This window comes from Halobellus sp., from assembly GCF_042218505.1.
Taxonomy (GTDB): Archaea; Halobacteriota; Halobacteria; order Halobacteriales; family Haloferacaceae; genus Haloquadratum.
In genome coordinates, this window is the sequence record NZ_JBDGQZ010000018.1 from 77,919 (window position 1) to 99,832 (window position 21,914).

Sequence of the window (21,914 nt, forward strand, 5' to 3'; positions counted from 1 at the left end):
CTGAACGACCGCCCGACGGAGTAGCGTTTTGCGAGCGTATACAACCCGAGAGCGATGCCGCTGCTGCCGGTCACGATACTCAACAGCGCCAGGTCTCCGATGGTGTATAGTGCCGAATCCCCCGACACCTGAAGAGAGCTCGCGGTCGCGTTTCCGGCGCCGAACGCGACTACAGTCGGGGGTTCCAACCGGTGATCACAGCACCCACCAGAGATGCAGCGAGCGACCAGTGGCACACGACCGGGACGGGACTAAGTCGCTGTGACTCCTCGAAACAGTATGTCGACTCCGTCCGAGACGTACATCGAAAACCGTGCCCGAATACAGCCCGACATGACGAACAACTACGACACCGCCCACGGTGGGGTGGTGATGAAGTTGATGGACGAGGTTGGTGCGATGTCGGCGATGCGGTTCGCTGGCGAGACCTGTGTCACCGCTCGGGTCGAAGGACTCGATTTCAGCCGACCCATTCCTCGTGGAGACATTGCGGTCGTCGAGGCGTGGGCGTATCGAGCGGGCCGTTCGAGCATCGGGGTTCGAATTGTGGTCGACCGCGAGGACCCCCGAACGGGCCAGCGTGAGCGGACCTGTGAATCGTGCTTCGTCTTCGTCGCGGTCGACGAGGACGGCTCCCCCGTCTCAGTCCCGGAGTTGACGGCCCCGACAGACAGAGACCGCGAACTCCGAGAGAGCGGCCGTGCGGCCGATACGAACGAGTAATTCGAGCGGTTCAAGATCCTGGGACGGAGCCCTGGACCAGAACCTCGAAATGACACGATGATGAACAGCCGTCGGGCGCGCCGCTAGCCAGTATCTTCTAACGAGTAGGTCGCGAAGGGGACATCATCGTCAGCAGAACGGGAGGCGGCTACAGATAGGCGGCGTCCCAACGGACGGGTTTCCGGCGATTCCCACAGCCGTTGCACTCCAACCGTTCCATCGTGTCCATCGCGATGTCCAGGCTGTCGTCAGCGCCACACATCCACCCGTAGCGCTCCGATCGGTCGTCGTCGAGATAGACCGCAAAGAAGGGCGCATCGGAGCCGCGGACGGACTCGTCGTACGCGACGTGGACGGGGGTGCCATCGTCAGTCGTCTGCTCGTCCAGTCCCGTCGGTTCGTCCTCGCCGCTGTCGAGAAACGTCGAGTAGACGCGTTCGGTGAACGTCTCGTCGCGAATCTCGACCGTCCGCTCGCCGACCTCGCTGAATCCCTGTTCGTCGTAGAACGTGACGCCCGCCTCGTTCTCGGTGAGGACGCGCCCCTCGAGTCGGTCGACGTCGGCCTCGATCAGTTCCTGTTCGAGTCTGGTGAGCAGATTCGAGCCGATGCCCTCACCCCGGTGCTCCGGCACGACGTGCAACCAGTCTAAGTATCCGACCGTCTCACGACCTTCCGAAATCTCGCTCTGGGCGAAGCCGACGACGCCGCTCTCGTCTGCGGCGAGAACGAACACTTCAGCGTCCTCCTTCAGTGAGTTGGTCACCCGTTCGGTACTGTACCACTTTTCCACGGCAGCGTCGATCGTATCCTCGCGGATGGCGTGGCCGTACGAGGCCCGTAAGGATTCGGCGGCGACACGACGGATCTCCGCTACGTCTTCCGTTGTAGCATCGCGAATGTCCATATACATATATGGTCATCCCCCCACTTGACATTCGGGGAAATCTCGGTCGAGGTGTGATCCTTTCGCAATCCGAACGGGCTAGCCGCAGAATCTATGGCTGATTGTCAAATTCTGCCGCTGATCTACGGCTCCTACGATTCATCGGAGATTCAGAACGGCCGTCGGCAACTGGAGCGGGAGCATAGTACTACCAGCGATTAAGTAGCCCGCGGTCGACAATGTGCTTATGAGTACCGACAACCAGGTCGACGGCGGCGGAGGTGACGACGAGGCGGGCGTCACCTTCTCGGTTACCATCGAGAACGGCGAGACGGTCGTGACGATGCGCGGCGATCGGGACACAGCGGTGATCGTCCGGTCCGAGATGGGCGAGCGGATCTACCTTCCGCCAGAAGACTTCGAGCGCGAGGCGAAAGGTGGCGACGGGCCGAGTGCGGAAGATTCCAGCCCGTATCGAGGCGCGGAAAGTGCCAGTCCCTACCGGGGTGCGGAGAGTTCCAACCCGTATCAGGGTGCAGAGAGTTCCACCCCATATCGAGGCATCGAGAGCGACAGTCCGTATCAAGCCGCCCGACAGGAACTGCCGACCGAAGGGATGATATCGACGGCCGATGGGTACCGGATCCGGCACCCGGAACCGGCCGACGACGTCCGTCTCCTGCGGTAGTATCTGAGCCGACAGCCTCGAAACTGCCATTGTGACGGGCGGGCCTCAGACGACGTCCTCGTAGAACGAGACGGTCTCCTCGACGACTTCGTCCCAGGTGATGGGATCGTACTCCGGCGCGCCCCCCAGTTCGAGCCCACGTTCGATACCCGCGGCAATCGACTCCGAGTTGGGCTCGACCTCGACGACGCACTCATCGCTGAGGACTTCGTTGACGCCGCTTCTGGTCGCGACGACGCGCGTCCCGGCCGAGAGCGCTTCGGTGATCGTGATGCCGAAGGGCTCCGCGAGCGATGGGGAGACGAACAGGTCCGCCGACGCGTAGTAGTCGCCCAGTTCCTCCTCGGGCACGTATCCCACCCATTCGACCCGGTCTTCCATATCGAGCAGTTCCGCGAACCGCTTCAACTGTGCCGTGAGGTGGCCTGATCCACCCATCACGAGGGTCACGTCGTCTCGCCGGAGTTTCTCGAGTGCGTAGACGAGGTGCGAGATGCCCTTCTGGTCGGTGTGACGACCGACAAAAAACAGCATTTTGCCGTCGATGCCGAGCTCGGTCTTGTAGTCGCGGCCCGTCGTCTCACACTCGGAGAACCCGTTGTAGATGACCGTGGGGTCGCCGCCGTACTGCTCGTGGACGTCGTTCGCAGTGAGTTCGCTCACGGCGATCAGGTGATCGGCCCGCTCGGTGAGTCGACGTTCGGTCTCGACCTCGCGCTTCGGCGGATCGACGTTCCGGTCAGTCGACAGCGAGTGGAATGTCGTCACCCACTCCACGTCGGTGTTCGACTTCGCGCGCGACCCCGGGCCGTAGCCGAACCAGTCGTGGGTGTGGATCACGTCGGCCTCTTCGGCTCGCTCGGCGAACGTCGAACTCATCCGCCCGACGCGGGTGATGATGTCTCCGTCACCGGTCGGCACCCCGACGATTCCATCGCGGCCTTCGGGTGCGTACTCGGCCGGGAGGACGAGTTCGACGTCGACATCGCGGCCACGCATTCCGTCGAACAACTCCCCCACGTGGGTGTCGAGCCCACCGCTTACGTTGGGCGGAAACCCCCACCCGAGCATCAGCACCTTCGGCGCCATATGAGTGTAAATGACCACGGTGCCTCACATAAGTCCTGCCCGTTCTGTCGAGAAACTGTAATAGATCGTGCGGTAATCCGTTCGTGCCTGACCGAAATCCGCTTGTCCGGTCGGGTCGATAACACGGTATGCACGTCGTCGTCAACGCCGCGATGAGCGCCGATGGGAAACTGTCGAGCCGTCGCCGCGAACAGGTCCGGATCAGCGGATCGGCGGACTTCACCCGCGTGGACCGACTCCGCGCTGACAACGATGCGATTCTCGTAGGTGTCGGTACGGTTCTCGCGGACGACCCGCACCTCACGCTCGATGACGAGGAACTCCGTGACCGGCGCCGTGAGCGCGACGACGATCCAAACCCCGCCCGCGTTGTCGTCGATTCGACCGGACGAACCCCACTGGACGCGCGGATCCTCGACGACGCCGCGGAGACATATCTTCTCACGTCACAGTCGATATCCGACGAGCGCCGTCGTGACCTCGAAGCCGCTGGTGCCACCGCCCTCGCCGCCGGGACAGGGCGCGTAGATCTCGAATCGGCACTTTCTGAACTGGAGGCCGATGGGATCAGGGCGTTGATGATCGAGGGTGGCGGTGAGATCATCTATTCGCTGTTCGCGGCGGGGCTCGTCGACGAACTCTCGGTCTACGTCGGGTCGCTGGTCATTGGGGGTCGTGACGCGCCGACGCTCGTGGACGGTGACGGGTTCGAGGAGAGATTTCCGTCGCTCTCGCTCCGGGCGACCACGCGCATCGGCGACGGCGTCCTCCTCGAGTACGACGTCGACGGTCGGTGAGGGCGGTCGTGCGGTCGTCGGCCCAAGCCTCGAAATAGGTAAGAGGCTGCCCCGAGTATGTGTGGTATGAGCACGCCCGAAGCGACCGGCGCGCCGATTCACGTCGAAGACGCAGAGCAGTTCGATGAACTCGTAGCGGACCACGATGTCGTTATGGTGGACTACCACGCCGAGTGGTGCGGCCCGTGCAAAATGCTCGAACCGACGGTCAAGGAGCTCGCCTCGGAGACCGACGCAGCCGTCCTCAAGGTAGACATCGACGAATTACAGGAGCTCGCTAAAAACGCCGGCGTTCGTTCGGTGCCGACGCTCGAGTTCTACAAGAACGGATCGAAACAGGACAGCGTGATCGGTGTGCAGGACAAAGACGATCTTCTCGCAGTCATCGAAGAACTGTCGGCGTAATCTGCCGTCGCGAAGACGTTCAGCCGCTGTCTGCAAGCAGTGCGATTTCCACGTTATGACCGGTTTCGGACCGGTGTTCTGAGAGTTGTGCCTCGGCCTCGTCCTCAGCGAAGGCAACTGACTCGGTCTGACAGTCGTGACAGACGACGTGGTAAGCGGACGCGGACTCGGAGGGTCCACCATCGGCGGCGCGGGTCATAGGAGTTCGTACATACTGCTGTGGTATAACTAATCGTGAGTTACCACGGAGACAGAGTGTATAATCAGTGATTAAACGCCGGATGCCGCCGACCGTGGTCGGAGTTGGCTGTCGATATCTTTTAGCCGACTCCGCTCGCAGAGTGCGAGTGAATTCGGTGCAGGGAGGCTTTTTATTCCTGAACCCGAAAGTAAAAATATGATCTCACTTGACGAGGCCGTGACGGCACGACTCGAATCGCACGGCGAGCGGTTCGAGGTACTCGTCGACCCCGACGCCGCACTCTCGATCAAACGCGGCGAGTTCGAAGACGACCTCGAAGACGTGATCGCCGCCGATGACGTGTTCGAGGACGCGTCCCGCGGTGACCGCCCGGCCGAAGAGGATCTGGAAACCGTATTCGGAACGACAGAACCGCTCGAAATCATCCCTGAAGTGATCCGTGAGGGCGAGATCCAGATCACGGCCGAGCAGCGCCGCGAGATGCAGGAGCAGAAGCGCAGGAACCTCATCAACCGAATCGCGCGGAACGCGGTAAACCCGCAGATGGACAACGCGCCGCATCCGCCGGAACGAATCGAGCGCGCGCTCGAGGAAGCGGGCTTCCGCGTCGATCCGATGGAACCCGTCGAATCGCAAGTAGACGACGCTCTTGACGCGCTCAGACCCGTGATCCCGATCCGTTTCGACGAGGTGACAGTCGCGGTTCAGATCCCAGCCGAGTACGCTGGCAAGACACAGGCGCAAGTCAGAGAGTATGGCGATCTGGAACGCGAAGAATGGCAACCGGACGGGTCGTGGGTGGGGGTCGTCACGTTCCCCGCTGGAATGCAGAACGACTTCTACGATCTGGTCAACGAGCACACCTCCGGGGAGGCCGAAACTCAGATTATCAAGGAGAAAGACGAACTCAGCACCCGCTGACACCGCACTGCGGCGGCAGGCGAACTATCCCTTCTTGAACCCAGCCAGGAAGCCGCCGGTGAATCCCGCAGAGATCGACAGCGTGGAGAGAATCGTCGAGATCCAGTCCGGTGGCGTCCCGTCGGCGGCGGTCTGCGTCGTCTTTACCAAGCCCGACGTGAGGCGCTCCCAATCGACAGTTAGGATGCCGCGGGACTCGAGGAATTTGAACAGTGCCAGTTCCAACCCGACGATGACGGCGATCACTTTCGCGACTTTCTTCGCCGCGAACCCGATGATCCCACCGATGAGTGCACCGCTCCCAAACTCCAAGCCGAGTTGTGTCGGATCGAGCGAGAACTGTAGCGGATCGACCATACGTCCCCTCTCCGGCGGGGGTATAAGTCGTTTGTGGGACTGCGACGGGTCCCGGCCGGAGTAGCGCAACATACAACCTCTCCGGGGCGAAACGGAACCCCATCGGAACTATGGACGAACGCGACATTCGCCTCCTGAAGGCCATCTCGGATCTCGGAACCGGGAGTCCAGAGCGGCTTCACGAGGAAACCGACATTCCAGTCTCGACGATCCACTACCGACTGAACAACCTCCGCGAGGCGGGGATCATCGAGAACGACCTCTACGACATCGACCTCGATGCGGTCGGACTCGGCGTGACTGTCATCGTCGAACTCCTCACCGATTACAACGGCTCACACCACGACTTCGAACACAAGATCCTCGACGTCGAGGGGGTGTCACAGGCGTACTTCACGATGGGAGAGACCGACTTCGTCGTGATCGCACACCTGCCCGATCAGGAGATGGTCGAACGGCTCATCACCGATCTGGAGACGATCGAGGAGATCCGCCGGACGAACTCGACCTTCGTCGTTTCGTCACTCAGACGAAGCACGCGGGCGCTGGAGAACTACGAACTGGAGACGCTTCTAGGAGAACTGGCCGGCGAATGATCAAAAAGGCAGTCGCCGGCGATTCGAACACAGACGTGGCAAATGGGGTTACGAGATAGCGGCGCAACGACGCTCTGAACGACGTTTCTCTGATTCAACTCTCGACGGGTGAAACACCCGTTTTTTGAGGCGTTCTCGCAGCCAGAATACGGGCCGGACGCGATTTGAACGCGCGACCGTCTGATTAAGAGTCAGACGCTCTGCCGGACTGAGCTACCGGCCCAAGGCAACTTATCGTCGGGGTGGCGCGATTAAAGATGTTTCCTTTCGGCCGGGCCAGCGGTCCGCTTGTCAGCGCATCCAACCAAACGAGTGCTGTTAAGTGGCGGCCGTTCGGAAGTCGCAACACTATGAGTGCCGGGGTCACAATCTCGTCGATGTCGTCGTATGCCATCCTCGGATGTGGAAGCGTGGGCTACGCGGTGGCAGAGGGACTCGTCGAGGACGGAAAGGACGTTCTTATCCTCGACAAAGACGAGAGCCGTGTCGAATCACTTCGTGATCAGGACCTGAACGCCAAGCAGATCGATATCTCGGATCCCGACGTCGTGGACGCCGTTGCAGACAGAGACGTCGTGCTCATCCTCTCGTCGGACGTGGAGGCCAACAAGGCGGCTGTCTCGACAATCCGCGACAAAGGCGACGACCGATTCGTCGTGGTCCGTGCCTCTGACCCGGTTTCGGAGGACGAACTGGCGGAACTCGGCGCTGACGTCGTCATCAACCCCTCCGAGGTCATCGCAGACTCGGCGCTTCGGTCGCTAGAGTCGGGCGAACTCGAGTACAAAGCCCGCCAACTCACGGAGATACTCGAGGACGCATCCGGGGGGCTGGCCGTTCTGACCCAGAACAACCCCGATCCCGACTCGATCGCCTCTGCGGCCGCGTTGCAAGCGATTGCAAGAGAGCACGGCGTCGACGCCGTCATCAACTACGATGGGGACATCGGCCATCAGGAGAACCGCGCGTTCGTGAACCTCCTTGGCATCGAACTGGTGCCCCTCTCTGAGGGGAAGACGCTCTCGGAGTATGGCGCCGTCGCGCTCGTCGATCATATGAAGTCGGGCGATCCGGATATGGATTCCGAGGTCGACATCTTCATTGACCACTACGAACCCGAGGAGGGAATCGAAGCCGCGTTCACCGACGTCCGGCCGAACGTCTCGTCGACCTCGACCATCCTCACGAAGTACCTCCAGGAGTTCGACCTCTCACCGAGTGAGGCTGTCGCGACGGCGCTCCTGTACGGAATTCGATCGGAGACCCTGGATTTCAAGCGTGAGACGACGCCGGCCGACCTCACTGCCGCCGCGTACCTCCACCCGTTTGCGAACCACGACACGCTCGAACAGGTAGAGTCACCGTCGATGTCCCCAGAGACGCTCGACGTTCTCGCAGAGGCGATCCAGAACCGCGAGGTTCAGGGCAGTCACCTGGTCTCGAACGCTGGCTTCATCCGTGACCGCGACGCGCTCGGTCAGGCCGCCCAACACCTGCTCAAACTGGAGGGGATCACGACGACGGCGGTATTCGGAATCGCCGACGACCGGATCTTTCTCTCGGCACGCTCGAAAGATATCCGGATAAACATCGGGAAGATTCTCGATGACGCCTTCACCGGAATCGGCGAGACGGGCGGACATTCCACGCAGGGCGACGTGGAGATCCCGCTCGGGATCTTCACGGGGATCGAAACCAGCGACGAGAACCGCGACACGCTCCTGCAACTCACCGAGGAAGCGGTTCGGCGGAAACTGTTCCAAGCGATGGGCGTCGAGAGCACCGAAAGCGGGAACGGTACCTAACCGCGTCAAGCCGCCACTTCCGCACTATCACCTCGACAGATCCTCGCACTGTTGGCCGAGTCCATCGAGTGCCCGCATCCACAGGCACTTTTTACACCGGGCACAGATTCGAGAGTATGCGAAACGCTGCCGAAATCGTGATCGGCCGTCCGCCCGAAGCGGTCTTTGAGTATATGGACGTCCCGGAGAACCAAGCGCGGATCTCCCCTCGCCTCTCGAACGTGGAAACCCTCGGGACGTTCGACAACGGCGGCAAGCGTGCGTCGTATACGTATCAGTTGCTGGGGCTGGAGTTCGACGGCGAAGTTCACGGGACCGTCCACGATCCGCCCGAGCGGATCGTCTTCGATCTGACGGGGGACATCGAAGGTCGGATCGAGTGGGAGTTCGAGGCGACTGAGGGGGGGACCCGCGTCAGGTATACTGCCGAATACGACCTCGGACTCCCGCAGGTTGCGGAACTCCTTCTCCGACCCGTGACGAACTGGGACAACCGTCGGGAACTGAAACAGATCCTTCGGCAACTCGCCAAACGTGTCGCGGTCGATGAGGACGCCAGATCCGCCTGAAAGACGCCCGGGAGGCCACTCCGACGAGTGATGCTGAACGTGTAGCGCGCGCCGCCAGCGCCCGAACCTTCCCGGCCGCAAGCGGCAAATGAGTGGGTCCCTAAGCTTGCATACTCACACGTGGTTCGCTAATGACAGACGTCTCGCCCGTCTCACCCGAGGAATTCGCTAGCGCAGTCGGCCGACTCGACCGCGACGAGTTCGCTGCGTTTATTGGCGCACTCCGGGGTGCGGAGGCAGGCGTGTATGTTGAGGTCGACGGCCCTGTCGTCACCGTCCACGACGAGACTGATCGGACGTCGCTTCTCGCCGGTCTACCGGACTCTGCAGCGGACACAGACCGGGACTTCGATGCGGTGGTACGGTCGGGCGACGGGCCGTCCGACGACCTCCTGGGATCGGAGTCGGAGGTGTCTGTTCTGACACCGGACGACCTGCGAAGGCGGCTACTGTACGCGCTCTCTCCTGACGAAGCCGAGTCGTTATGCGAAGAATTTCTCGGGATGCCGGCCCGGTCGTCAGCCTACGTATCACCCGGGACTGAGACCGCAGAATCGCCAGAAAACGCGACAGAAGAAACGGCGACAAGTGCCGTTACTGCGAGTGGCTCCGCCGACCCGAGGCCGTCGGGACTGACTGGAAACGCCGCGCGGGGACGGCCACCGAGTCCCCGAGTGGCCGCCGGAGCGGGCACCTCGACGTCCTCCTCAACTGCGGATTCGACTTCCGCCACCGCCGACCAGCGCCGTTCGCCGGCACTCGCAGGCTGGACGACACCCAGGCGGGTCGCTGCCGTCGTGCTCGTGGTCTTCATCGCTGTCAGCGGCGCAGCCGCTGTCGGTGGCCTCTCGCCCGGTGACGCGATGGGGGCGCTCTCGGGATCCGGCGGCGGTGCTTCGGGTGCCACTTCGCCACCGACTGAATCGACCGTCACGGCGGCCGAACCGACGACGGCCGAACCCGGAACCTCTACAGGTGCCGGGATGGAGGCCGAAGCGGTGAACCTATCGAATACCACGGAGAACGATAGCATCGATCGGATCAAACGCGTCGTCATCCGTGGTGGATCGGTAGCGTCGTCCGATACCCCCGTGGCAGAGGCTGTGCGGAACACCCGTCCCGAGCCGACGTGCAATCGGTCGTTCCTCCTCGTCACACAGATCCAGATGAACGCGCTGCGCTACAACGACAACGAATCGAACGAGGGGATTCAGACGGTTCGCCGGTTCGCGTCGCCGACGAATCGCCGGGCGATCGACAGTTTCTCCGAGTTCCGCGAGGTGATCACCGGGCCGACGTACTCCGCGATGCTCTCGTGGGACACTGTCCAGTACGAACCGGAGCGACTCAGCGACGACGCCGCCACGGTCGACGTCGTGACGCGTGAGAACGGTACGGTAACGGGCCGATACGAATTCTATATGCAGCGGATAGATGGGGGCCGCTACGACGGCTGCTGGATGACGGACGCAGTCCTCACGTCATCTCCCCGCTAAAGGGATCGAACGTTTGGAAGCGGATCGCTTGCCATCTCAGAATAAATATCCTCAACGAACCCTGCTCCTCCACGACGCCCACGAATGTAGATCACCTTCATAAAGGAGTCACGTGAGTTTTGATCAGGCGGCACAAATCCCGAATTGACTATAGTAGCGTTTGCAAGTCTTCGCTCACTCGATCCCACGACTGCGTGCGACCGGCTATGCAATCAGTTGCAAACGCTACTATAGTTGAACGACGTACCGACGTCTCGGTGAATCGAATGGGAGCCAAATTTGGTGTAACCTGACAGATATCGCGTTGTTTCGTCCCCGATCTGTCTGAGCACTCCGAGGGAACTCCGATTTCGGGCCAATCTCAACAGAACTCACAATCGCCTCTGTGGACTTATCGTGGAAATGCGGGACGGTATTCACGATTACAGCGTGGGAAAGCAGGAATACGGTCAGGATGAGCGACGGGGAAGCCAGTGAACTCCGTCGGGGCGCCGTGAATTGCCGTGGAGGCCATTACAGATCCCATCATAACAGCCGGCAAAAGCGACGAAATCGTGGATAAGAGAGGGCTCAGACAGTAAGGAGAGAGATTTCGAGCCTGATAATTCTGCCAAATTATTTTATACAAGGGAACTAATCGAAATTTATGTCCACCGACCCCCATCAGCGCATTCACGTTCTCCACGTTGATGATGAACCTGACTTCGCAGATCTGGCTAAGACGTTCCTCGAACGTGATGATGACCGGTTCACTGTTGAGACAGCCACCAGCGCCGAAGAGGGATTAAATATAGTCAGTGATCGGCCGCCCGATTGCGTCATCTCGGATTACAATATGCCCGGCAAGAACGGCCTGGAATTTCTCGAGGCTGTTCAGAAAGAATATCCTGATTTACCGTTCATTCTGTTCACCGGTAAAGGGAGCGAAGCCGTTGCCAGTGATGCGATCTCTGCGGGCGTCACCGATTATCTTCAGAAGGGATCCGGCACCGACCAGTACAAACTCTTGGCCAACCGAATTCGCAACGCTGTCCACGCACGACGCGAAACGCAACGGGCCGACAGACAGGAGCAACTGATGCGGTTGTCGGAATTTGCTGGAGATACCGGTGGTTTCGAACTCGACGTGGACAGCGGAGAGCTCCTGCTGACTGACGGCACCCGTCGGCTCATTGGGTTGTCCGACGACACCTGTCTCACACAGGAGGAAGCGATAGAATTCTTTCACCCGGGTGACCGAGCGGCCGTCAGACAGACTATTACTCGGGCAGCCGAATCCGGCGAGCAGACACGTGGCACCTGGCGTCTCCAGACGTCGAACGGCGACGAACGTCTCGTAGATGTAAGAATCGTGCCAGTCACCGAGAGCGGCGACGTTACCACACTTCGAGGTGCCATCCACGATGTCACTGAGCGCAGAGAGCGTCGGGAAGAACTCGAACAGATCGAAACACTGTTTCAGCATACGCAGGACTCGCTGTTTCTGATCGACGTTTCCGAAGAATTTACTCTTGAACGGGTAAACCCGGCGTACGAGAGAACGACGGGACAGTCAACCGACGAATTAAAGGGCCGAACGCCACGGGAGATCCTCGGTGAGCAACAGGGAGCGACCGTCGCGCGGAGGTATCGCAACTGCGTCGAGCATCGTGAACCGCTCGAATACACCGAGCAACTGCGTTTCGATGGAAATGAGATGCAGTGGGAGACGAAAATCGCGCCGGTTGTGCTCAATGGTTCGGTTGAGTACATCGTCGGCGCGACTCGTGATGTGACCGCCCGCGAGGAACGCCAGCGCGAACTCAGCCGTCTTAAGCAGGCTATTGACGACGCCAACGTTTCGATCACACTTGCCGACGCCTCTCAGCAGGACGACCCTCTGGTCTACGTCAATAGCGCGTTCGAAGAGATGACCGGGTATCTCCCCGAGCAAGCGCTCGGACGCAACTGTCGGTTCCTTCAGGGCGAGGACACAGATTCCGAGAAGGTCGCTGCGCTCCGCGATGCCATCGACGATGAGGAGTCCATTTCCGTCGAACTACGCAACTATCGGAAGGACGGCACTGAATTCTGGAACCGGTTGACTGTCACTCCTATCTACGACGACACCGACGAACTCGTCCGGTATCTCGGAACGCAGGAGGACATTACCGAGCGCAAGGAACGCGAACGGGACCTGGAGCGGACACAGGATCTCTTATCGGAGATGGAGGAACTTGCCGGGATCGGCGCCTGGAAGTACGATGCGGACACGGGTGACGTGACAAATACTGTCGGCGCGCGGCGCATCTACGGCGTGGACCCCAAATCTAGCCTGTCACTGGACGAGGCGTTCGAGTTCTTTCACTCGGAGGATAGAGAACGACTCAGAACCCGGTTCGATGCGTGCCTCGAAACGGGCGAGCCGTATGAGATGGACGCGAGAATCACCACGACAGAGGGGGCACGGCGGTGGGTCGCTGTACGCGGTGAGCGGGTAGACACACCCGAATCCGGTCACGTCGTACGTGGATATATCCAGGATGTCACAGAGGAGAAACGCCGCAAGCAGCAGTTAACGGAATTGAACGACGCCTCGAAGGACCTTCTGACGGCGGAGACACAGAACGAGGTCGCCGAGATCGGTGTCAGGGCCGCTAAGGATATTCTGGGCCTCCAAGCGAATGCTGTTCATCTCTGTGAAGCCGGTGATACGTTGACGTCTGTGGCACAGACTGATGCTCTCACATCGGTGCTCAATGAGGCACCTACTCTTCCTGTGGCAGACAGCATCGCCGGGCGCGTGTACCAACGCGGGGAGCCTACTGTCGTGGAGGACGCCCGCCAGGACCCGGACGTCCACAATCCGGAGACCGACCTCAGAGGGCACGTCTATCTCCCACTTGCCGATCACGGTGTTCTGATCGCGGGGTCCGAAGAGCGGGCCGCGTTCGATCAACAGCAGCTCGCGGTCGGTGAACTGCTTGCGGGGAATCTGACGGCTGCGCTCGACCGGATTGAACGCGAGCAGACTGTGAGTCGAAAGCAACGGCAATTGTCGCTATTCTTCAGCGAATCACCTCTTGGAGCCGTCCAGTAGGACGATGAGTTCCGGTTCGAGCAGTTGAACGAACGAGCCGAGGAGGTCCTCGGATACGGAGAAGAGGAGTTACGCGGCGAACCGTGGGAGACTATCGTCGCCGAGGAGGACCGCGATTACGTGGGGGACGTCGTAGAGCAACTCCTCAGCGCTGACGGTGGCACCCAAGCGATTAACAAGAATATCCGACAGGACGGCGAGACGAGGATATGCAAGTGGCACAATCGCGCGGTGACTGATTCCGACGGCAGCGTGGAGACGGTCTTCTCGAAGTTCGAAGACATCACCGAACAGGAAGAGCGTAAACGAGAACTCCGCGAGGTCAAGGGGCAGTACCAGACGCTTGTGGACAACTTCCCAAACGGGGCGGTGTTCCTCTACGATGCAGATCTTCGGGTCGTCCGTGCCGGGGGGAGCGAACTATCCAGCGCCGGATTGTCACCCGACGAAATAAAAGGGACCACGCCACACAGCCGATATCCCCCGGAAATCGCCTCAGAACTCGTCCATCACATCGGGAAAGCGTTCACCGGGGATAGTCGCACGTTCGAACAGGAGTACAACGGTGAGGATTACCGGGTTCAGATGGTCCCTGTACGAACCGATGACGGGGAGATCACCCACGTTATGGCAGTGTCACAGAACGTCACCGCGTGGAAAGAGCGCGAGCGGGAACTCGAGCGGTACGAGCGACTCGTCGAGAACCTCCCTGTCGGTGTCTTCAGGACGACGGTCGATGGGGAGATTATCGATATGAACGAAGCAACGACGGATATCTACGATGCGGAGTCCCGTGCTCAACTCCGCAGAGTGGAGGCGGAAGAACTGTACAAGGAGGATTCCGAGCGCAAGGACCTGCTCGATAGGCTTCGGGAAACGGGCCAGGTTGAAAACGAATTAGTCGAGTTCGAAACGCTAGATGGAAACCGTCGGTTCGTTCGGACGACACTCACGCTGAACAAGGAGGCGGGCCGCACGTACCTCGACGGTATTCTTCGGGACGTGACCGATCGACGCGAACTCGAGCGTGAATTCGCCCAAATCAAAACGATCGCTGAGTCGTTGAACGATGCAGTGTACGTCATCGACGAACACGGCCAATTCACGTATATAAATAACGAGTTAATCGAGTTGACAGGCTACCCCAAAGAGACGATCCTGGGAAGCACTCCCGGGCTGATTAAGGACGAGGAGACGGTGAGAGAGGCGGAGCAACAGTTGGGTAATCTCCTCTCGGACGACGGACCGGACACGGTAACGTTCGAGACAAAGATCCAGCCCGCTAACGGTGACCCAATCGTCTGTGAGGATCATATGGGAGTGCTTCCCTACGAGGGTGACAGTTTCAACGGGTCGGTCGGCGTGTTGCGGGACGTTTCCGAGCGCAAACGCCGTGAGCGAGAACTCCGTCGAGAGCGTGACCGACTTGAGGAGTTCGCCAGCGTCGTCAGTCACGACCTTCGGAACCCGCTCAATGTGGCACAGGGAAGCCTGGAACTGCTTGACTCGGGGTGTGATACGGATAAAGTCGAACGGATCAGACGGGCCCACACTCGCATAAACGACCTCATTGATGATCTCTTGACCCTGGCCCGCCAAGGAGAGGTAGTGGATGACGTGGAACCGGTCGCTCTCGATGAGATCGCAGGGGCCGCCTGGCGGACGGTCGAGAGCCCCTCTGCATCACTCAACGCCGAGACCGACCAGACAGTCCGGTGTGACCCAACCCGTCTTCAGCAACTGTTGGAGAATCTGTACCGGAACGCCGTTGAACACGGTGGGGCGGAGATAGCGGTGACGGTGGGTGAGGTAGCCGACGGGTTCTATGTCGAGGATAACGGCCTGGGAATTCCAGAAGACAAGCGCGAAGAGGTGTTTGAGCCAGGGTACTCCACTGCGACAGACGGGACGGGATTCGGGCTCCGTATCGTCAAACAGGTCGCGGAGGCCCACGGGTGGACGGTCCGCGTCACCGAAAGCGATGCCGGCGGTGCACGGTTCGAGGTCACCGGCGTCGAGTTTGCTGATCACTGAGACACCGAGTTCACTCCATTGTAACGTCTTATAAACATTGGGGCAGAGGTGTGTCAATCCTGAGTTGCAGGTTTCTGTATCGACGTGCAAAGTAGTGCTTTTCAACCCTGCTTCTCTCCTCGTTCACGGTCCGAGGTGCGCGGAATTCGTCTCTAATACGAAGTGAAGGTCGAAGAACACAACCGCACCCGTCTGTGTTGAGTGCCGACTCGGCTTACACGAGCAAACCCACGAGACGGCGAACGGGTCAAGTGCGCGGGATCAGACTTGAACCACGGTCGCTCTACTCGCGACGCTCCCTGATTCGAATCCTTCGGAACGATATCGTCCTCGCTGTCGCTCGGACAGAATATGCGCGGGACAGGATTCGAACCTGCGGACCCCTATGGGACAGCGTCCTAAGCGCTGCGCCTTTGACCGCTTGGCTACCCGCGCGCAGGTTTCACTACAGCCAAGGCCCAAATCAACCTATCGCTCCCGCGGTGGATTCTTGTAGACCGACGCCCGAACAGTGGTATGTACAGTGCCCGTGATCGGGTCGCCAACGAAACCTGGTTGACCCGCATCGAACGTGCGGCCGACAGGCTGGACCTGGGGTCGGAGGCCCGATCCGTTGCGGCGGATCTGTTCCTTTCGGAGGTGCCCGAGGCGGACCGCTCGAAGTCGGCCATTGCTGCCGCGAGTCTCTACGCGGGCGCGCTGATCGCCGGGGAAGAACGGTCTCAAATGCGGGTCGCCAACGTGATGGACGTGAGCCGTCTCAGCGTGCAACAACATTGGAAACCCATCCTCGAAAATGCGGGATTCCGGCCGCCGTCGTGGTGATCCCCGGTCGATTGCGGCCCCGAATCCGGACTAATCCGACCGTTCCGTACCATCGGCGGTTGGCCGTTTGGCACCACGACCTTCGCGGTCGGGCGTGACGCTGCCGTGGCGGTCGATCTCTCCTTTGACGATGCGTGTCGAGGAGATTCGCTCGCCGTCGTCGGCCATCATATGGTCGACGACCTCGATCTCCAGCGGGTCGTGCCCGCGTTCGCGACGGATCTCGTTGATTCGCTCGCCTCCGTTGCGGGTCTCCGGCGAGACGATCAGGTAATCGAACTTGGGTTCAGTCGCGATCCCGGTCGGGTCGGTGAGTTTGCGGATCTCGAACCCCCGGTCGTGGCTCTCGGCGAGCGGCTCCAGTTCGGCCGCGAGGTCGCGCTTTCGATCCTCGAACGCGCGGACGTAGCGGTCGACGTGACGGGTCTTCGGCGCAAGGTCGTCGCTCGTCAGGCCCACAGTGACGTCGCCCAACTCGAAGGCTCGCTCGAAGAGCGCGAGGTGGCCGTCGTGGACCGGATCGAACGTCCCGCCCAGCGCGACGTGCATATCCGGGGGAGGTTCTCCCGCGACTTAAACTGGGCGGGTCCGGATCGAATCACCGCTCCACCCACCCGCTACTGCCGCTCGACGCGAACGCCGTCCGATGGTGTAACGAGATAATAGTTCGACTCGTAGTCGGGGAACTGGGCCCGGTAACGCTCGTGTAACGACCGAGCGAACACTGACGCGTCGTCGGCATCGACGAGGGCGACGGCAGCGCCGCCCCAGCCTGCTCCCGTGAGTCGTGCCCCGTAAGCACCGCGATCAACGGCCTGATCCACGACGAAGTCCAACTCCTGACAGCTGGCCTCGTAGTTTACTGCGATGTCAGCGTGTGCGGCGGTGAGAATCGATCCCACCGTTTCGAGGTCATTCCCGGCTAGCGAATCAGCGACGCGAAGCACTCGCTTGTTCTCTCGGACGACGTACCCCAGCCGCTGCCGCTGGAGTTCCGAGAGTGACCCGGCGTCTGTCACGTCTTCTTCACCCAGTTCAGTTGACGAATTGACGCCCAGAGATTCGAGTGCGCCCTCGACGGTCTCCCGGCGCTCGTTGTACGCCGTCTCAACGAGGCTGCGTTCGACCCCGGTGTGGTAGACGACGAGGCGAACGTCGTCTGGAATCGGAATCGGATCGTACGCCAGGCTCCCGGTATCGATGTGGAGGGCATGACCTGACTGTCCGAGGGCCACCGCAAACTGATCCATAATCCCACAGGAGACGCCGACGAAGTCGTTTTCTACTCGTTGACTGATCTGAGCCATTCGTTCCCGTGAAAGTCCGAGCGAGTAGATTTCGTTCAGGAACGCGACCACGGCCAGTTCGAGGCTGGCCGATGAACTCAACCCCGATCCCAGCGGGAGCGTCGCGCTGAGTTCACCATCGAACCCTCCAGGAGCGTACCCTTCCTCCCGGAGCACTGTATAGCAGCCTTTCACGTAATCGGTCCAGTCCCCGTTCGCCTCTTGATCGTCGACCGCGAACGAGCGACGATCGTTTGCCGCTTCGGAGTAGAGGGTCACCTCGTTCGCTGGCGACGCCTCCAGACGCGTATGCAGGTCAGTCGCCACCGGGAGCACAAATCCGCCGGTATAGTCGGTGTGATCGCCGATGAGGTTGACCCGGCCCGGAGAGACCACCCGGTGGGTGTGCGTGTCCATCTTTGCCGAAATTCCGCACTCGAAAGAATAAACCTTGTGAGACTGTCGGCGTCGTCACAGCTATAGTAGCGTTTGCAACTGATTGCACAGCCGACCGCACGTAGTCGTGCGATCGAGTGAGCGAAGACTTGCAAACGCTACTATAGACTGCAGAGCGAATTGGCCCGTTGAGAGGCAGTTCGCTATGTCCGGCCATCCCCACCCAAACACCGATAGGCGATCAGAGAGTTGGATCGCTGCCCCCAGTCAGTGACGATCCTCGCGTCAGTGGAGCGGCTGTGCGACAACGGCGACGAAGGGATCGCGCTCGGGCCGGTCCCGGACGACGTCTGTCACGGACAGTCCGCCGGCTTCACAGTAGGATTCGACGAGATCGGCCCGTCCATTCATATCGGCATTCCGCCACGCACTGACGGCCTTGGTCGGGAACATCCGGTTCGTGAAACTCACCACGAGCACTCCGCCCGGGGCGAGCACGCGGTCGAACTCCGCGAACACTGTCGCCGGGTACTGCAGGTACTGGACAGACAAGGCACACACCACGGCGTCGAAACTCTCGTCTTCGAGAGGAAGCGTCTGCTCGTGGTTGAGGTCCTGAAGGAACCACTCGTCGAGTGCGTCGTTGTCCTCGAGTTCCGCAGCGTTGAGTCCGTGGCCGACGACGCGTTCGTACTCGCCCGGGGGGAGGTGCGATATCCAACTACTCATCACGTCGAAGACCCGGTCGCCGTCGGACAACACCGACGCGTACGTGTCAGTGAGTCGATTAAGGAACCCGCTGTCGGCGTGCGTGACGAAGCGCGGGCTGTCGTAGAACGTCTCGTCCGGGCCCGCATCGAGTTTTGCTCGCTCGGAATCCGAGAGCAACTCAGTCATAGTCGCTCGTACGTGCGGAAGGGGTATAGGCGACTCGGCGTCCCGAAGACGCCACAGGGTGGTACAGCGAGCCGTGGTTGAATCACTTCGTGCGGTCCGGGGATCGACGATTCCGGTCGGTCACCGCTCCTGATCCCGACGTGGCTCCCGAGCCTGGATTTGGTCGTCGAGCCCCAGAGAGTCACCCTTCGCTCGCCGAGGAGCCCCGTACCGAGGTGGCAAACGGTTCGTCGATTCCTAGACGGGTCGCGCTCCATTCCCAGAGCCGCCGGGCGGCGTCGGGATCGCGCGCTACATCCGATGGTGTCGCCAGATCTCGATCGGCGAAGTGCCGCCCGGAGATGCCTGTCACTCGAGGCGAGATCCCGCTGAAAAGCACCTCCGCAGCACCCTCTGAGACGGACGTGACTCCGGGTATCGCATCGAACAGTCTGGCTACAGACGGAAGCGGACCGGGCAGGAACCGGCTGAAGTCGCTTCCCGGTATCGCGCCCGGGTGGAGGCTGTTCGACGTGACCTCGTGGCCGGCGGCGTCGAGCCGTCTGGCGAGTTCCCGGGCGAAGAGAACGTTTGCAAGTTTCGAGTGGCCGTAGGCCCACCTGCTGGAGTGACTGTCGACGTGTTCGACCCGTTCGAGGTCGAGACCGATCCCCCGGTGAGCCGCCGAGGCGGTCGTGACGACTCGGCCGTCCGCTCTCAGATGGTCCAAGAGGGTAGTCGTCAGTAAGAACGGTGCGAGATGATTGACGTGGAAGGTACCCTCGACGCCGAGGTCGGTCAGCCGACCTTCACGGAACAGGCCACCGGCGTTGTTGACGAGGAGATCCAACCCGTCGCTCCTGTCGCGGACGGTCGCCGCGAGGTCCTGGACCGCCTCGACGCTCGCGAAGTCGGCTGCGATGAACGATGCGTCGACACCGAGCCCAGAGAGGTCCGCGACGACCTCTCTGCCCGCCTCGGCGTCCCGGCCGTGGACGAACACGTCGGCGCCGAGACGACCCAGCGCCAGTGCGGTCGCACGACCGATCCCGCTCGTCGACCCTGTCACGAGCGCTCGCATTTCGGTGCAGTCGATGTCGGCGACCCCTGCGATCGATTCCGGTGACTCGTTCATACTACCTGCAGTGGCTCAACCGACAAAACGGCACCCACCGCGGCCCGCGTTGATCGACGTGCGCAGGCGGAGAACCCGTACATCTGGACGGATCATCTCCGGACGTTGTGGGGGGCGCACCGTGACGAAGTGGCGATTCGGACTGGCGGCCCGACACGGTTTTGCTCGTCGCCATCATCGTATCAGTTGTGCTCGGGCTACGATTTTTCGTCTGCAACGGCTGTGAGACTGTCTATGCGGACGTCGAAGCGCCGTTGCAGTGTGTTCGGTGTGACGACGGTTTGTTCGAGGAACTCGGTTCCGGAAGCCAGGCAGCGGAGTACTTCGCTGAACGGTGAATCCGGTACCGGTTCTCGGTACACATCGGAGGCGAGTGAGAGTGCTCCCATCGTTTGACATCCTCACCCGCCTATAGGCGGGTGAATCCCGAGCGTTGGGATATTACGGTTTGCAGACTCCCTGTTCTCTCGGTGTGAACCGTCCGCTCTCGCGGTCGAACAGGAAGACTCCGGGCTGTGCCAACCAGCCGTTACTCATATCCCCCGTCGGGGGACTCTGAGTTATCTTTCGCCGAATGTTCACTCCACCGTTCACGTCCGCGTTCATCGTCGTCTCGCACGACGAACAGACGTACAACCCACGCTCCACGCGGTTGCTATCCCGAATCTGCCCGCAACACGAACACGTCTTCGAGGTGTTCTCCTCGTCTACGCGGTCAACGAGGATACCGTGTTCCTCTGCTTTATATTCGAGGAGGCGGGTGAAGCGGTCGAACTCCCACCCGTGAAGCTTCTTGTTCCCCGACGCACCCCAGTTCCGTGAGTCACCGTTCTCGTCTTCGCGGATGTCGCTGAGATCGCCAACCGCTATCTTCCCTACGCCTTCTTTCACGCATCGCTGTACGATGTGTTTCGATAGGGTGTGTAGGAAGTGGTCTTTGCGTCGGGAGAGTTTCCGACGAGCTTTCCGAGCACGCTTTGACGGGCCGTTCTCGCCTTCGGTCTGGTACTCCTCGCGGGTGTAGTAGTGTTTGTCTTCTTTCAGCGTGTTCCCCGGATACAACTCACTCGGGCCGTCTTCGTAGTCGATGGCGAGGTAGTTGCCGATTCCGAGGTCGATACCCGCTGTCTTGTCGCCGGGTGCGTTTTCGACTGGAATGGCTTTCTTGCAGACGAGGTGGAGTTCCCACCCATCGCCGTTCCAGACGGCACGCACCTGCTGGATGTTCTTGACTTCTACGTCGGGGCGTGTTTCGTACTCTACGAGGATGAAGTCAGACCGCGACTGTTTCAGGTTGAAGCCTTTCGAGAGGCGGAGCTGGCCGTGTTTCGTATCGTGCCTGATGGCTCGTTTCTTCCACGTCACGGTGGAGCGTGGGTGTCGGTCGCCACGTTTCCGGTAGCCCGGTGGGTTGTTGCCGTCGTCGGAGTTGTACCAGCCGGTGAACGCCTCAGCAAGTTCTTCGAGAACTCGCTGACTTGACTGCGAATGGAGGTCACTGTAGCGTTCGTGGTCTTTCAACTCCGATTTCAGTTCGGCTTCGTCGGGTATCTCACCGTCTTCGTCCCACCGTTCTTGGATGTAGTAGCGTCCGACGTTCCACAGTTTGGATGCAGAGAACCCGCACTCGTCGAGGTCGTCACGGACCTGACTGTGGTTCGTGATGCGTGCGACGTAGGTGCGGGTCGTCTCCAGCATCGAACTGCTTCATAATATGTTATGTGAGAAAGAAAATTAAAGTCAACGATG

The 21,914-nt window shown here is 60.6% G+C and carries 22 protein-coding genes, 2 tRNA genes and 1 pseudogene; 14 read left to right on the forward strand and 11 right to left on the reverse strand.

Annotation, left to right across the window (positions count from 1 at the left end; translation table 11 throughout):
* Positions 1–279: 279 nt before the first annotated feature.
* Positions 280–723: an acyl-CoA thioesterase gene (locus ABEI27_RS06050; RefSeq protein ID WP_375798510.1), complete on the forward strand. Its 444-nt coding sequence runs from the start codon at positions 280–282 to the stop codon at positions 721–723.
* Between the two features lie 148 nt (positions 724–871).
* On the opposite strand, the gene ABEI27_RS06055 is transcribed toward ABEI27_RS06050, so the two are convergent.
* Complete coding sequence (locus ABEI27_RS06055; protein WP_375798511.1) at positions 872–1,630, reverse strand: GNAT family N-acetyltransferase; 759 nt, start codon at positions 1,628–1,630, stop codon at positions 872–874.
* A 226-nt stretch (positions 1,631–1,856) separates the two neighbouring features.
* Between ABEI27_RS06055 and ABEI27_RS06060 the strand changes: the two genes are divergently transcribed.
* Positions 1,857–2,297: a hypothetical protein gene (locus tag ABEI27_RS06060; RefSeq protein ID WP_375798512.1), complete on the forward strand. Its 441-nt coding sequence runs from the start codon at positions 1,857–1,859 to the stop codon at positions 2,295–2,297.
* 45 nt (positions 2,298–2,342) lie between these two features.
* Here the strand turns inward: ABEI27_RS06060 and ABEI27_RS06065 are convergent, their stop codons facing one another.
* Positions 2,343–3,368 (reverse strand): glycosyltransferase family 4 protein, encoded by a 1,026-nt coding sequence (locus ABEI27_RS06065; protein ID WP_375798574.1) that lies wholly within the window; start codon positions 3,366–3,368, stop codon positions 2,343–2,345.
* 146 nt (positions 3,369–3,514) lie between these two features.
* Between ABEI27_RS06065 and ABEI27_RS06070 the strand changes: the two genes are divergently transcribed.
* Together ABEI27_RS06070 and trxA are read left to right on the forward strand one after the other, a co-directional pair.
* Complete coding sequence (locus tag ABEI27_RS06070; RefSeq protein ID WP_375798513.1) at positions 3,515–4,183, forward strand: 2,5-diamino-6-(ribosylamino)-4(3H)-pyrimidinone 5'-phosphate reductase; 669 nt, start codon at positions 3,515–3,517, stop codon at positions 4,181–4,183.
* Between the two features lie 66 nt (positions 4,184–4,249).
* Complete coding sequence (gene trxA, locus ABEI27_RS06075; RefSeq protein WP_375798514.1) at positions 4,250–4,588, forward strand: thioredoxin; 339 nt, start codon at positions 4,250–4,252, stop codon at positions 4,586–4,588.
* A gap of 19 nt (positions 4,589–4,607) precedes the next feature.
* Here the strand turns inward: trxA and ABEI27_RS06080 are convergent, their stop codons facing one another.
* Positions 4,608–4,787: a hypothetical protein gene (locus tag ABEI27_RS06080; protein ID WP_375798515.1), complete on the reverse strand. Its 180-nt coding sequence runs from the start codon at positions 4,785–4,787 to the stop codon at positions 4,608–4,610.
* A 198-nt stretch (positions 4,788–4,985) separates the two neighbouring features.
* On the opposite strand from ABEI27_RS06080, the gene ABEI27_RS06085 reads away from it, so the two are divergent.
* Positions 4,986–5,711 (forward strand): ribosome assembly factor SBDS, encoded by a 726-nt coding sequence (locus ABEI27_RS06085; RefSeq protein ID WP_375798516.1) that lies wholly within the window; start codon positions 4,986–4,988, stop codon positions 5,709–5,711.
* 24 nt (positions 5,712–5,735) lie between these two features.
* Here the strand turns inward: ABEI27_RS06085 and ABEI27_RS06090 are convergent, their stop codons facing one another.
* Positions 5,736–6,068 (reverse strand): FUN14 domain-containing protein, encoded by a 333-nt coding sequence (locus tag ABEI27_RS06090; RefSeq protein ID WP_375798517.1) that lies wholly within the window; start codon positions 6,066–6,068, stop codon positions 5,736–5,738.
* A 110-nt stretch (positions 6,069–6,178) separates the two neighbouring features.
* Between ABEI27_RS06090 and ABEI27_RS06095 the strand changes: the two genes are divergently transcribed.
* On the forward strand, positions 6,179–6,664 hold the full coding sequence (locus ABEI27_RS06095; protein ID WP_375798518.1) for an Lrp/AsnC family transcriptional regulator: 486 nt from the start codon (positions 6,179–6,181) through the stop codon (positions 6,662–6,664).
* Between the two features lie 149 nt (positions 6,665–6,813).
* Here the strand turns inward: ABEI27_RS06095 and ABEI27_RS06100 are convergent.
* Positions 6,814–6,887 (reverse strand) — tRNA-Lys (locus ABEI27_RS06100).
* A gap of 127 nt (positions 6,888–7,014) precedes the next feature.
* On the opposite strand from ABEI27_RS06100, the gene ABEI27_RS06105 reads away from it, so the two are divergent.
* The 6 genes and pseudogenes from ABEI27_RS06105 (at position 7,015) to ABEI27_RS06130 (ending at position 15,647) form a co-directional block, all read left to right on the forward strand.
* Positions 7,015–8,469 (forward strand): DHH family phosphoesterase, encoded by a 1,455-nt coding sequence (locus ABEI27_RS06105; protein ID WP_375798519.1) that lies wholly within the window; start codon positions 7,015–7,017, stop codon positions 8,467–8,469.
* A 116-nt stretch (positions 8,470–8,585) separates the two neighbouring features.
* Complete coding sequence (locus tag ABEI27_RS06110; protein ID WP_375798520.1) at positions 8,586–9,038, forward strand: SRPBCC family protein; 453 nt, start codon at positions 8,586–8,588, stop codon at positions 9,036–9,038.
* Positions 9,039–9,169: 131 nt separating this feature from the next.
* Positions 9,170–10,534, forward strand: coding sequence for a hypothetical protein (locus tag ABEI27_RS06115; RefSeq protein ID WP_375798521.1), 1,365 nt, complete (start codon positions 9,170–9,172; stop codon positions 10,532–10,534).
* Between the two features lie 646 nt (positions 10,535–11,180).
* Entirely contained in the window at positions 11,181–13,613 is a 2,433-nt protein-coding gene (locus tag ABEI27_RS06120; protein ID WP_375798522.1) for a PAS domain S-box protein, read from the forward strand.
* Between the two features lie 12 nt (positions 13,614–13,625).
* A pseudogene (locus ABEI27_RS06125) lies at positions 13,626–15,200 on the forward strand (PAS domain S-box protein); the annotation flags it as partial.
* Between the two features lie 30 nt (positions 15,201–15,230).
* The gene (locus tag ABEI27_RS06130; protein WP_375798575.1) at positions 15,231–15,647 is read left to right on the forward strand and encodes a sensor histidine kinase; all 417 of its coding nucleotides are present in this window, start codon (positions 15,231–15,233) and stop codon (positions 15,645–15,647) included.
* 352 nt (positions 15,648–15,999) lie between these two features.
* Here ABEI27_RS06130 and ABEI27_RS06135 read toward each other — a convergent pair.
* A tRNA-Leu gene (locus tag ABEI27_RS06135) sits at positions 16,000–16,082 on the reverse strand.
* 81 nt (positions 16,083–16,163) lie between these two features.
* On the opposite strand from ABEI27_RS06135, the gene ABEI27_RS06140 reads away from it, so the two are divergent.
* Entirely contained in the window at positions 16,164–16,472 is a 309-nt protein-coding gene (locus tag ABEI27_RS06140; RefSeq protein ID WP_375798523.1) for a transcription initiation factor IIB family protein, read from the forward strand.
* A 30-nt stretch (positions 16,473–16,502) separates the two neighbouring features.
* On the opposite strand, the gene ABEI27_RS06145 is transcribed toward ABEI27_RS06140, so the two are convergent.
* The 4 genes from ABEI27_RS06145 to ABEI27_RS06160 form a co-directional block, all read right to left on the reverse strand.
* The gene (locus tag ABEI27_RS06145; RefSeq protein ID WP_375798524.1) at positions 16,503–17,021 is read right to left on the reverse strand and encodes a phosphopantetheine adenylyltransferase; all 519 of its coding nucleotides are present in this window, start codon (positions 17,019–17,021) and stop codon (positions 16,503–16,505) included.
* 68 nt (positions 17,022–17,089) lie between these two features.
* Positions 17,090–18,175 (reverse strand): galactokinase, encoded by a 1,086-nt coding sequence (locus tag ABEI27_RS06150; RefSeq protein ID WP_375798525.1) that lies wholly within the window; start codon positions 18,173–18,175, stop codon positions 17,090–17,092.
* Positions 18,176–18,439: 264 nt separating this feature from the next.
* Positions 18,440–19,051: a class I SAM-dependent methyltransferase gene (locus ABEI27_RS06155; RefSeq protein WP_375798526.1), complete on the reverse strand. Its 612-nt coding sequence runs from the start codon at positions 19,049–19,051 to the stop codon at positions 18,440–18,442.
* 181 nt (positions 19,052–19,232) lie between these two features.
* Positions 19,233–20,165 carry an SDR family NAD(P)-dependent oxidoreductase gene (locus tag ABEI27_RS06160; protein ID WP_375798527.1) on the reverse strand — a complete coding sequence of 311 codons (933 nt, stop codon included), beginning with the start codon at positions 20,163–20,165 and terminating at the stop codon, positions 19,233–19,235.
* Positions 20,166–20,353: 188 nt separating this feature from the next.
* Between ABEI27_RS06160 and ABEI27_RS06165 the strand changes: the two genes are divergently transcribed.
* Positions 20,354–20,503, forward strand: a complete 150-nt coding sequence (locus ABEI27_RS06165) for a hypothetical protein (RefSeq protein WP_375798528.1) — start codon at positions 20,354–20,356, stop codon at positions 20,501–20,503.
* 103 nt (positions 20,504–20,606) lie between these two features.
* Here the strand turns inward: ABEI27_RS06165 and ABEI27_RS06170 are convergent, their stop codons facing one another.
* A complete protein-coding gene (locus ABEI27_RS06170; protein WP_375798529.1) occupies positions 20,607–21,863 on the reverse strand; it encodes an RNA-guided endonuclease InsQ/TnpB family protein in 1,257 nt (418 codons plus the stop codon).
* Positions 21,864–21,914: the final 51 nt, after the last annotated feature.